This window comes from Sphingomonas donggukensis (assembly GCF_023674425.1).
GTDB lineage: Bacteria > Pseudomonadota > Alphaproteobacteria > Sphingomonadales > Sphingomonadaceae > Sphingomonas > Sphingomonas donggukensis.
The window spans coordinates 623625-635346 of the sequence record NZ_CP098401.1; the positions used below are offsets into that span (position 1 = coordinate 623625).

Sequence of the window (11722 nt, forward strand, 5' to 3'; positions counted from 1 at the left end):
AGACCGACCATGACCACCGACACGATCCCAGCGCCGCATCATCATATCGAGGACATGGCGACCCGCATCCAGCCGCGGACCGCCTCCACCATGCTGCTATGGGCGATCGGCGGCTTCTTCGTCGTCGCGCTGGCGTGGGCGAGCTTCACCCGGCTCGACCGCACCGTCCACGCCGCTGGCCGCGTCGTGCCGGGATCGCGGATGCAGGTGATCTCGAACCTGGAAGGCGGTATCGTCAGCCGCATCCTGGTGAAACAGGGCGACCAGGTGAAGAAGGGCGACACGCTGGTCGTCCTCGACCGCACCGCGTCGGGCGCCGAGCTCGGCACCGGGGAGGTGCAGGCGGCGTCGCTGGCGGCGAAGATCGCGCGGCTGGATGCAGAGATCCGCGGGCGCGAGCCGGTGTATCCCACGACCGGCGGCAGCGTGCAGCTGGGCGAGCAGATCGCGATCGAGCGTGCACTGCACCTGTCGCGCATGGCCGACCTGGCAAGCGCCAGCAATGCCGGCGCCGCGCGCATCCAGCAGGCGCAGCGCGCGGTGGCCGAGGCGCAGGCCGCGTACCAGTCGCGCACGTCCGCAGCGCGAGCCTATCAGCAGCAAGTCGACATGGTCCGCCCGCTGGTCGATCGCGGGATCGAGCCGCGGTTGTCGCTTGTGCAGCTGGAAAACAATCTGACGATCGCGCAGAGCGACTCCGCCGCCGCCGCCGCGACGATCGCGCGGGCGCAGGCGAGCGTCGCCGAGGCGACAGCCGCGCGCAACCAGCAGCGGCAGGACTGGCGCGCCCAGGCCGCGACCGAGCTGGCGACCGCGCAGGCCGAATATGCGGCGCGCACCTCGGCCCTGCCGGCGCTAGCCGACCGTGCACGGCGCACGACGATCGTCGCGCCGCTCAGCGGACGCATCAACCGCGTCGCGGTGGCGACGGTCGGCGGCATCGTCGGCGCCGGCCAGCCGATCGTCGAACTGGTGCCGAGCGAGGATCTGCTCCAAGTCGAGGCGCTGGTGAACCCGAAGGACATCGCCAACGTCCGCATCGGGCAGCACGCGCGGCTGAACATCTCGGCCTATGATTCCGCTGTGTACGGCGGGATGGATGGGGAGGTCGTCACCATCTCCCCCGACGCGACCCTCGACGAGCGGACCGGCGAGAGCCACTATACGGTGCGCGTGCGCGCGAACGCCGCGTCGCTGAAGGGGCATGACGGGCGGACGCTGCCGATCGGGCCGGGGATGACGGTCGACGTCAACCTGCTGGGCGACAAGCGGTCGGTGCTGAGCTATCTCTTCACCCCGATCAGCCGCCTGTCGGAGCGCGCCCTGCGCGAATAGCGCGCGGGGGCGATGGCAGGAGGCGTCGTCAGGCGCTGACCGCGCCGGTCGGCGTCGGGCATCGCGCCGCTGCCGTCAGGCCTGCGCGCGCGAAATTATCTGGAACGGGGTGGGGACTACGCGACGTCGGCGGGCCCAAGGTGCGCGGACAGCGCGCAATGGGCGGGAGCGGACGACGCCGCCCCCGCCGGTATTCGATTTACTGCGGCGTGCCGGCCGTCGCGGTGACGGTCGCGGCCGGCGTGCCGAGCGCGGCGGTCACCTGCTCCGGACGCAGCGCGCCTTCGCCGGGGCCCATGTCCTCGGCATCGACCATCTTCAGCTTCGTCGACTTGCGGAAGTCGGCTTCGGTCGAGGGGCGGATGTCGGGACGGCCGACCATGATGCCCATCTTGATCTTGCAGGTCGCGTACTGGGTCTCGTCGGCCTCGACCTCGAGCGCCAGCACGTCCTTGGCCTCGCTCTTGACGGTGAATTCGTGCCGGCCGGGCTCTGCCACCATGATGAAATACTTGCCCGCGCCGAGCGAGCTGACCTTCTGGCCCTTCTCGTTCACCGAACAGCCGAGTGCGAAGCCCATGCCGCCGGGGCGATAGAAGACGATCTGGCCCTTGCCCGTCGGGGGCGCCGGGATCGCGATCGGCGCCGCGGTTTCCTTGTCCGCGGCGACGGCGGCCACCGCGGGTGCAGACACCGTCATCGCGACGGCGGCCAGCGCATATTTGTGGAACGACATACTTCTCCCCTTCTTGTTATGGATTATCGAGCCGGCGCGGCGGCGAGCGTGAAGGCTTCGGCTGTCTTCGCCTCGACGATCGTGCCCTGCGGAACGGTCGTCTGCGCGCCGCGGATCAGGAAGCCGATGACGCTGAGCGCCGGCGCGACCGCGGCGGTCGCGACGCTCAACGTATTGACCGTGTCGATCTTGGATTTTCCGTTGGGCGAGAGGTGCATGCTGCGCAGGCGCAGGCGCTTGTCCCCGACCTCCAGATAGCGTGCCGCCAGCACCAGCTCGCCCGCAGCACCGCTGCCACCGCTGGCCTTCGCATGAACGACCTCGCCCATACCGGTGGTGCCGGCGGGCACGGCTTCCGCGCCGTCGATCACGATCGCCTCGGCCAGCCGGATCGGGAAAGTGTCGCCGCTCTTGCTGGTCTTGCTGCCGAGCGGCGCCAGGACTTCAAGCGTGACCGGCGTCAGCGCCGGGATCAGCGTGCACCGGTCGCACGCCGGGGCTACCGCAGTCGCCGGCGCCTCCTGCGCAAGCGCGGTGGCGGCATTCAGGCTGCACGCGAGTGCGGTGCCCATGACGAAAGCGTGAAATTTCAAGGAAACAGCCCCCCGGATCCCCTGAAGCGACACTATGGGCGCCGCACGGGCTTTGCAAGCGTCGCGGTGGCGCCTCGATGCGTTCTTCGGAAACTCTTGGCTGCTGCGCCTGGAACCGGGCGGAAATGCAAAACGGCCCGGCGGCGGAGGGTTCCGCGGCCGGGCCGTTCGTTACGTCAACGTGCGTGAGGCTGGATCAGCCCTTCACGTGGCCGCTGATGTGCTTGTTCATCTCGAACATCGTGACCTTGTCCTTGCCGAAGACCTTCTTCAGCTTGTCGTCGGCCAGGATCTCGCGCTTGTTCTCGGGGTTCTGCAGGTTGTTCGCCTTGATGTGATCCCACATCTTCTTGACGATCTCGCTGCGGGGCAGAGGGCCGTTGCCGACGACGGCGGCGAGCTCCGGGGACGGGGTCACCGGCTTCGAGATGCCGCCGCGAGCTGCGCCCGCTGTCTTCGCTTCTGCCATGATCTTCTCCTGTCTATTCGCTGCCCGGCTGGATGCCGTCAGCGGTCATGATTTCCGGAGCGCGGACGGCTTGTGCGCTGCCTTGCCGCCGTTGTCGCTCCTGACGACGTATTGCGGATCGTCCGGGGTAGCGCGAACGGTGTGGCCCTTGATCCGGGTGCTCGACGTCACCTTTTTCTCGACCTTGCCGTGCGCGGTGCCGCCGTGGGAACTCCACGATACCTCGTCACCCTTCTTCAACTGCTTCGACATGGAGACTGTCCACTTCCTGAGAGACTCGGAAGAGAACAATCGCCGTGCCGCGCTGTTGGTTGCATGGCCGAAAGGATCGACCGTGTCGAGAGCGCGCTAACGATCGCCGTAGCGGCATGAATCCCCGCAGGGACCATGCCGCTACGCCTCGATCAGAAGCCGAACCGCCCGGTAATGCCGTAGAAGCGCGGCAGGCCGGGATAGGCCGCGTAGTTGCCGGTCTGCTCGGGCACGCCGAAACCGGTGATGTGGTAATATTGGTTGGTCAGGTTCTCAACGAAGAACTCTAGGCTGCGGCGCCGATCCTCGGACTGGATGCCGACCCGCGCGGAAATCAGCGGATAGCCCTCGTTCGACAGCGGCGCGCGGCCCGTGATCGGGTTGGCGCCCGCCGACGGGATGTTGACCTCGCTGTTGTAGCGCATGTCGACGTGAAACAGCGCGTTCCAGTCGCCGGTCAGGCGCGGCGTGTAGGTGCTTGAGATCGTGATAGTATTCTCGGGCTGGTTCTGCAGCTGGCGGCCCTCCTGTCCGGCGAGCGGGGTGCCGGTGAAGTTGTTGCTGCTCGAATATTTGGCGTCGATGTAGCTGTAGCCCATCTGGAACGTCAGGTCGCGGATCGGGCGCAGCGTCGCTTCGACCTCGACACCCTTGCTGACCGTCTCCGGCACGTTCTGGACGACGAAGTTGTTGCCGCTGAACACCAGCGACTGGAGGTTCTTGAACTTCTGGTAGAAGCCCGCGACGTTCAGCGTGAATTCGCGCGAGATGCTGGTCTTCACGCCCAGCTCATAGGCGTCGACCGTCTCGCCGCGGAACGCGAGGTCCGAGCCCTGCGGTCCGTTGCCGCCGAGCAGCACCGAGTCGAACGTCGCCTGGTCAAGGTTGTAGCCGCCCGATTTGAAGCCGCGGTCGTAGCTGGCATAGGTCAGGATGTCGGGCGTCACCTTGTAGGCGATCTTGGCGCTCCCGGTGAATTCGTCCTCGGTCCGCTTGTCGGTGTAGTTGCCGTTGAATTCGGTGTTCACCGCCGGGTTGCAGCCGAGCAGGAACAGATTGTTGAAGATGCCAAGGTTGCGCAGCACGTTGGCGTAGGCGACCGCCGCCGCATTGCCGGCGCGAACCTGATTGAAGAACCCGCAGCTGCCGGTGTTGTTGTTGATGCTGGCGGAGAGGTTCTTGGTCTCGTGATTGTAGCGCAGGCCGAGCGTCAGCGAGAGCTTGTCGGTGAAGTTGATGATATTGTGCGTGAAGACCGCGAAGGCGTCGGTCTTCACCTGGAAATTGTCGTCGTTGTTGCCCTGGCCCGCAGCGCCGCCGGGCAGGGGGCTGGTCGCCAGTGCCGCAAGTCCCGGGATGACCGCGATACCGGTCACCGGCGCGACCCCGGCCTGCGCCTTGAACAGCGTCACCAACGGCTGGAGCGCCGCCGGGAAGGCCGCGGTCGGCGTGCCGAGCAGCGCCTGCCCGACCAGCGGGGTGGAGGGAAGCGATCCGAAGAACTGCAGGTTGGCGCCGAACGTCGGACGCAGCGCCGCGGCGAACACGTTGTCGACGTACAGGTTGGCGTCGTTCCCCAGCCGCACGGTGTCGCGCAGCTTGTTCGTCTCGTTCAAGTAGAAGCCGCCGACCAGCCAGTCGAGCTTGCCCGCGAACGCCGATCCCTGCAGCCGCACTTCCTGGGTGAAGTCGCGCAATTCGGTCTTGTAGCCGTTGCGATAGGCGCGATCGATGCCCGAGAAGTCGATGTCCTGGTTCCTGAGCGCGCGCCAGTTGCGATAGGCGGTGATCGACGTCAGCTTGCTCTCGCCGATATCGAAGTTGAGCTCGCCCGAGACGCCGTAGTCGCGGATGCGCTCGCCGTAATCGCGGTTGGGCGATGCGGCCTGGATGCGATCCGACGCGGGACCGGTGTAGAGGCCGACGCGACCCTGCGCCGCGGCGATCCCCTGGATGACCGGCGCCAGACTGCCGCGCACGGCGGACACCGCGCCGCAGCACTGCTCGTCGGTCTCGTAATAGTCGCCGATCAGGCGGAAGCTGAACGTCGAGGTGTCGTACAGCGCCTGTCCGCGGACCAGGAAGCGGTCGATGTTGTTGAATTCGCGGTCGGCGTTGGCATCCTTGATATAGCCGTCGCGCTTCCGGTATGCGCCATCGACGCGCAGGGCGAGCTTGTCGCTGACCGGCCCGGTCACCGCGCCCTTGAATTCATAAGCGTTGTAGTTGCCGTAGGTCGCCTCCGCATAGCCACCGAAGTCGAACTTGGGCTGCGCGGTGAAGATCGACAGCGCGCCAGCCGACGTGTTGCGACCGAACAGCGTGCCCTGCGGCCCGCGCAGCACCTCGACGCGCTCCAGTTCGGGGAGTTCCGACACAGCGACGCCCGCGCGCGCGCGGAACACGCCGTCGATGAACACGCCGACCGCCGGTTCGAAGCCCGGATTGTCGCCGCCGGTGGTGATACCGCGGAGATAGATGGTGGTGCCGGTGGCGGACGACTGGCCGGTCGACGACTGGAGCGACGGCGCCAGCTGCTCGATCCCGCGGACGTCGGTGACCTTGGCATTCTGCAACTGCTCGGCCCCGATCGCGGTAATGGCGATCGGCACGTCCTGCACGGTTTCGTTGCGGCGGGTGGCGGTGACGATGATGTCGTTGGCCGATTCATATTCGTCCTGCGTCGTGGCGGCGGCAGGAGCGGTCGGCGACGGCGCCGCGGGCGCGGTCTGCGCGGCGGCGGGCAGGGCGGCGATCATCGCCACGGCGGACGCGGCGAGCAGCTGGAATTTCTTGGTCATGTCATCCCCTCCCTTGCGTGCGTGTCCGGTCTCTTGTCGGATCGCGCAGTGGAAAACCTCGGTCGGGCAGACTAACGCTCGCGAATCGCGTCCGTCAACGTACCGATCCGCGGATTTCCGCGGTTTTCAGACGAAGTTGCCGGGATGAGACAGTTGCTGGCTGCAACGCGTGTCCGTGAAAGTGCGCTTGCCGTAACGGCAGGCCGCAAGGATTTGGGAAGAAACGACGATGACCCACGCTGGACATGACCCCGAGGACGGCGACCTGATCGCGCCGGCGCCCAAGATTCCCGTCCCCGACGACGTTGCCGCCGCGGTCGCCACGCTGATTCGCTGGGCCGGCGACGATCCCGCGCGCGAGGGGCTGCTCGATACGCCGAAGCGCGTCGCGCGGGCGTGGAAGGAATATTGCCAGGGTTATGGCGAGGATCCCAAGGCACACCTCTCCCGCGTGTTCGAGGAAGTCGGCGGCTATGACGAGATCGTGCTGCTGAAGGACATCCCCTTCCAGTCGCACTGCGAACATCACATGGCACCGATCATCGGCCGCGCGCACATCGCCTATCTGCCGAAGGACCACGTCGTCGGCATCTCGAAACTGGCGCGCGTGCTCCACGCCTATGCGCGTCGCCTGCAGGTGCAGGAGCGTCTGACCGCGGAGGTCGCCGACTGCATCTGGGAAGGGCTGCAGCCGCGCGGCGTCGCCGTGGTGATCGAGGCGACGCACGCCTGCATGACCGCGCGCGGCGTGCGGACGCCCGGCGTCGGCATGGTCACCAGCCGCATGATGGGCGTCTTCCGCCACGACGAACGCAGCCGCAAGGAAGTGCTGGCGCTGATGGGGCTGGGCTGACCCTTGCGCAGCCTCGATTTCAGTTCGTGGCAGGCGATCGTCTCGACGATCCTCGGGCTGTCGCTCATCACGCTGATCGGCGTCGGCGTGCGCCTGCTCGCGATGTACACCATCCAGCAGCGCCGCGAGCGCGAAAACCGGCAGATCAACGAGCGGCTTCGCACCTTGATCGCCGCCTACAAGACGCTCGGCGGATCGTTTACCGGCAATCTTGCGGTCGATCCCAGCCATCTGCGCGACCAGCGTCGATCAGTGTCCGAAGCGGAGGCGGCGGAGCCAATCGGCGCCGGCTCGTCCGATCGATCCCGGCGTATTCGGACGCGGTCGAAACCGCATTGTCCGATATCATCCTGCTCGGCACCGACGAGCACGTCCGGCTGGCGGCGCATGCCGCGCAGGAACTGGTCGCAGGCCGCCCGGTCCACACCGGCGCGCTCGTCGCGTCGCTGCGCGACTTTATCCGGTCTGCCTTGGCGCTCGCGCCGATCCCCAATGGCGTCACCATTCCGGCGCAGGGCCCGACGCGTCCTGCGGGGACCGGCGGTCGGGGCAAGGGCGAGACGGGCCGCGACGACACGCGTACCGGTGGAAAGACCGGCGGCGGAGTCGGCGGGGCCGGGATGGGCGGCGGCATGGGTGGCGTCGGGATGGGCCTTGGTACCTCGGGCGCCGACCCTGACGACCCCTCCCATCCACAGCGATAGAAACCGCCGCCTGGTCATCCAGCCCGGTTTGCCGCGCTGAGCACTGCGCGCACCGAAGCCGTCGCGATGTCGGAATCGATGCCGACCCCGAACACGGTGCGCCCATCCGCCATACGGCACTCGACATAGGCGACCGCCTGCGCATCGGCGCCGTGGCCGATGGCGTGTTCATTATAGTCGACGATATCCAGCGTCGGGCCGGTGGTGCCGGCCAGCGCCGCGACGACGCCCGAGATCAGACCGTTGCCGCGACCGGAGATCGATCGCTCGGCACCGTCCACCGCCACCCGGCCCACGAAGATGCGGTCGCCAGCGGTCCCGGTCTCCTCGTAATCGACCAGTCGGAACCGGTCGTCGGCATGGGCGAGGTAGGTGGTTTCGAACCGTTCCCAGATATCGGCGGCGTCCAGCTCGCGGCTGGTGGCGTCGGCCAGCGCCTGGACGTGGCGGCTGAAATCGGCCTGCAGGCGCTTGGGCAGCTTCAGCCCCTTGTCCTGCTCGATCACCCAGGCGACGCCGCCTTTGCCCGATTGCGAGTTCACGCGGATCACCGCTTCGTAATCGCGACCCAGATCCTTGGGGTCGATCGGCAGGTAGGGCACGTCCCAGACCTGGTCGTTACGCGCCGCCTGCGCCGCGAAGCCCTTCTTGATCGCATCCTGATGCGAGCCGGAGAATGCCGTGAACACAAGGTCGCCGGCATAGGGATGGCGGGGGTGGACGGGAAGGTTGTTACAATATTCGACGGTCTTGATGATGCTGTCGACGTTGGAGAAATCCAATCCCGGATCAACACCTTGCGTGTACATGTTGAGCGCGACTGTCACCAGGTCGACATTGCCGGTACGCTCGCCGTTGCCGAACAGGCACCCCTCGACGCGGTCGGCCCCGGCCATGAGCCCCAGTTCGGTCGCCGCGACCCCGGTGCCGCGGTCGTTGTGGGTGTGGAGCGAGATGACCACGCTCTCGCGATTCCGGATATTGCGCCCGAACCATTCGACCTGGTCGGCATAGACGTTGGGCGTCGCGCATTCGACGGTGGCGGGCAGGTTGAAGATGATCGGGCGCTCGGGCGTCGGGCGGAGCACCTCCATCACGCTTTCGCAGACCTCCAGGCTGAAATCGAGTTCTGCCGTGGAGAAAGTCTCGGGCGAATATTCGAACCGCCAGTCGGTGTCGGGATAGACGGCGGCCTGGTCGCGCAGCACCTTTGCGCCCTCGATCGCGATTGCACGGACTTCGTCGCGGGTCATGCCGAAGACGATCCGCCGCCACGCCGGGCTGACCGCGTTGTAGAGGTGGACGATCGCGGTCTTCGCACCCTTCAGGCTCGCAAAGCTCGTCTCGATCAGGTCGCGGCGCGACTGGGTGAGCACCTGCACGGTCACGTCGTCGGGGATGCCGCCGCCGCGCACCAGGCCGGATATGAAGTCGAATTCGGTTGCGCCGGCGCTGGGGAAACCGACCTCGATCTCCTTGATCCCGATGCGCACCAGCAGGTCGAAGAAGCGTTGTTTCTTCTCCGGCCCCATCGGGTCGATCAGCGCCTGGTTGCCGTCGCGCATGTCGGTCGACAGCCAGCGCGGCGCGCGGGTGATCGTCTGCGAGGGCCAGCGCCGGTCGGGCAGGTTGATCGGCGGGAAGGGACGGTACTTGGTCGCGGGGTTGCGCAGCATGGGGATCGCTCTCACTGGGTCGGCCTCGCCGGGCCGGTCGTCGTTCGGGTCGATGGGCCCTTAGGCGGGTCGCAGGCGCCGCAAGCGGGGCGCACGGCGAGGGTCGCGCCTAAGGGCGCGTAAGTCGAAGCAGCGAGAGGCGGAGCGCCCGGATCATGCGTTGATGGTAGCGTGATGCCGTAGGCGCTGTCCAGATACGCGGCAATTTTGCCGAAGCCATAGCAGTGCAACGATGGCAACCTGGATCAACGCAGCCTTATCAGTAATTTAACGCGGGCGACGGCATCTCCGACCTGCCCGAAATACTGTTCGAGAATCATCATGCGCCAGTTCATTTACGTCAGCACCGCGACTGCCGAGCGGATAGACATTGCCGACATTCTCGCGACCTCGCGGGTGAACAACCGCCGCGACGGTCTGTCAGGTCTGCTGTACTCGGACGGCAAGCGCTTCCTGCAGGCGCTGGAGGGCGAACCGCGCGCGATCGACGCGGCGTATGCGCGGATCGCCCGCGACGCACGCCATCGCTCGGTCGTGATCCTGTCCGACCGCGAGATCGACGCGCGCGAATTCGGCGACTGGGCGATGGCGCACCGCGCGCCCGGCGATGACGGCGCAGCCTTCGTCGCTCGGGTCGCCGAACTGGTCGCGCGCGCATCGCCGAACGTGCAGGCGACGTTCAACGGCTTCGCCGAAGTCCGCCGCGCCGCCTGAACCCTATTTCTGAAACGCGGCGGCGATGTCGAGCTTCACCGCATCGCCGACCATCGGCACGCCGAAGCCCAGGCCGAACTGGCTGCGCATGATCGTCGTCGACGCGCGGAAGCCGACGTTTTCCTTGCCGCCCATCATCGCCGGCGCTTTGCCCGCGCCGTAGAAGCTGGCGTCGAGCGTCACCGGGCGGGTGACGCCGTTCAGCGTCAGGTTGCCGGTGATCTTGGCCGTCTGACCCTTCGCCACCACCGACGTCGAGACGAAGCGCGCATCGGCGGCGTTGGCGCCGAAGAAATCGGGCTTGCCGCCGTCCTTGCCCGCGCGGGTCAGATGCGCGGTCAGCCCGGCGCTGGCGGTCACGACCTTCGACACCGGGATCGTCACGTCGACCTTGGCCGCGTTCGGATTCTTCGGGTCGAGCGTCAGCGTGCCCGAAACCTCACCGAAGATGCCGGTATAGGGCGAGAAGCCCAGGTGATCGAGCGTCCAGGTGACGAGAGTATGGCCGGGATCGGCGGTGTAGGTGCCGCCGGTGACCGCCGCGGGGTTCTTCGATCCCGGCGCGGCCATCGGCGCCTGCTGCGCGACGGCGGTGGTGGAGGCGAGGGCGAGTAGGGCGGCATAGGCAAGGCGCATCGATCGGCTCCGGACAATTGTTGTGGCGGCAATCAACCACAGGTGACGCGGCGACGAAAGCCGCCCGTACGGAAATGAACCGTTTCAGTTCAGCACTGGACCCGTCGCGCCGACCCCCGCGCGCGGACGGCGGACGCCCTCGGGCGGCGGCGCTTCCCCCTGCTTCACGATCACGTCGAAGCGGATGCGCACCCAGGTGCCGGTCTGCGGCTTCCCGTTGACGGTCGGCGGGCGGACGAGGAATTGAAAAGAGGCCTGGCGCATCGCGCGCGCGAGGCCCGAGCCAGGACTTTCGCCCAGTTCGCGGCAATCCTCTACGTGATAGCGGGCGATGGTGCGGCATACGATCATGCCCCAGCCGGTGCCGCCGGTGCGCGGCATGTACGTCGCCATCTCGGCGCGGGTCGGTTCGCGGTACCATTCCGCCGGGTAGAGCGTCTCGCCGCCCGGCGCGGCGCCGGGGATGCCCGCCGAGCTCGCCCCGCTGCCCGTGGCGGCGACGTCGGTGTCGTTGCCGGCGCCCGCCGCCGATTTCGGCATCTTGCCGATGTCGCTCGCGGCGAAGTCGCGGCGCGACAGGCGGATCATGTCGGGGAAGGGCGGAACGACAATGGGCGGCGTCGGGGTTGGTTGCTGCGCGTCCGGGCGGGGCGGGGTCGTGCGGGTCTTTGGCTGCGGAGCGGCAGCGCGGTTCGCGGCGGCCTGCTTTTGCCCGGCCGCGACGTCGAAGGTGGCGAGTGCGTTGCCTTCCTTCGGCTCGGTCAGCTTCGCGGCGCTGACCCACAGCAGCGCGAGAATGATGGCAGCGAGGATCGCGAGCGACAGCGACGTCGCGGTCGCACGGCTGCGCAGCGACGGGCGCGCGCGATACGACGAAGGGCGGTACGACGTCGCACGCATGACGTCCGCGCGCCTAGCGGATCGGGCGGGGTGGGACAACGGGGGTGGGCGGT

12 protein-coding genes are annotated in these 11722 nt (G+C 67.4%); 4 read left to right on the forward strand and 8 right to left on the reverse strand.

Annotated elements, in window-relative coordinates; translation table 11 throughout:
• Window positions 1-9: 9 nt before the first annotated feature.
• Entirely contained in the window at window positions 10-1335 is a 1326-nt protein-coding gene (locus M9980_RS03110; RefSeq protein ID WP_250753216.1) for an HlyD family type I secretion periplasmic adaptor subunit, read from the forward strand.
• Window positions 1336-1534: 199 nt separating this feature from the next.
• Here the strand turns inward: M9980_RS03110 and M9980_RS03115 are convergent, their stop codons facing one another.
• The 5 genes from M9980_RS03115 to M9980_RS03135 all read right to left on the reverse strand — a co-directional run bounded on the left by M9980_RS03115 (window position 1535) and on the right by M9980_RS03135 (window position 6186).
• Window positions 1535-2071, reverse strand: coding sequence for a DUF2846 domain-containing protein (locus tag M9980_RS03115; protein WP_250753217.1), 537 nt, complete (start codon window positions 2069-2071; stop codon window positions 1535-1537).
• Window positions 2072-2094: 23 nt separating this feature from the next.
• Entirely contained in the window at window positions 2095-2643 is a 549-nt protein-coding gene (locus M9980_RS03120; protein ID WP_250753218.1) for a hypothetical protein, read from the reverse strand.
• A 217-nt stretch (window positions 2644-2860) separates the two neighbouring features.
• Complete coding sequence (locus M9980_RS03125; protein WP_250753219.1) at window positions 2861-3133, reverse strand: SWIB/MDM2 domain-containing protein; 273 nt, start codon at window positions 3131-3133, stop codon at window positions 2861-2863.
• Between the two features lie 45 nt (window positions 3134-3178).
• Entirely contained in the window at window positions 3179-3385 is a 207-nt protein-coding gene (locus M9980_RS03130) for a hypervirulence associated TUDOR domain-containing protein (RefSeq protein WP_250753220.1), read from the reverse strand.
• Between the two features lie 152 nt (window positions 3386-3537).
• Window positions 3538-6186 (reverse strand): TonB-dependent receptor, encoded by a 2649-nt coding sequence (locus tag M9980_RS03135; RefSeq protein WP_250753221.1) that lies wholly within the window; start codon window positions 6184-6186, stop codon window positions 3538-3540.
• A gap of 229 nt (window positions 6187-6415) precedes the next feature.
• Between M9980_RS03135 and folE the strand changes: the two genes are divergently transcribed.
• A complete protein-coding gene (folE, locus tag M9980_RS03140; protein WP_250753222.1) occupies window positions 6416-7039 on the forward strand; it encodes a GTP cyclohydrolase I FolE in 624 nt (207 codons plus the stop codon).
• 335 nt (window positions 7040-7374) lie between these two features.
• Window positions 7375-7743, forward strand: coding sequence for a hypothetical protein (locus M9980_RS03145; protein WP_250753225.1), 369 nt, complete (start codon window positions 7375-7377; stop codon window positions 7741-7743).
• A gap of 14 nt (window positions 7744-7757) precedes the next feature.
• Here M9980_RS03145 and leuA read toward each other — a convergent pair whose 3' ends face one another.
• Window positions 7758-9419: a 2-isopropylmalate synthase gene (gene leuA, locus M9980_RS03150; RefSeq protein ID WP_250753228.1), complete on the reverse strand. Its 1662-nt coding sequence runs from the start codon at window positions 9417-9419 to the stop codon at window positions 7758-7760.
• A gap of 321 nt (window positions 9420-9740) precedes the next feature.
• On the opposite strand from leuA, the gene M9980_RS03155 reads away from it, so the two are divergent.
• Window positions 9741-10133 (forward strand): BLUF domain-containing protein, encoded by a 393-nt coding sequence (locus tag M9980_RS03155; protein WP_250753231.1) that lies wholly within the window; start codon window positions 9741-9743, stop codon window positions 10131-10133.
• A gap of 3 nt (window positions 10134-10136) precedes the next feature.
• On the opposite strand, the gene M9980_RS03160 is transcribed toward M9980_RS03155, so the two are convergent.
• Window positions 10137-10769: a YceI family protein gene (locus tag M9980_RS03160; protein ID WP_250753234.1), complete on the reverse strand. Its 633-nt coding sequence runs from the start codon at window positions 10767-10769 to the stop codon at window positions 10137-10139.
• 84 nt (window positions 10770-10853) lie between these two features.
• On the reverse strand, window positions 10854-11669 hold the full coding sequence (locus M9980_RS03165) for a hypothetical protein (protein ID WP_250753236.1): 816 nt from the start codon (window positions 11667-11669) through the stop codon (window positions 10854-10856).
• Between the last annotated feature and the right edge of the window lie 53 nt (window positions 11670-11722).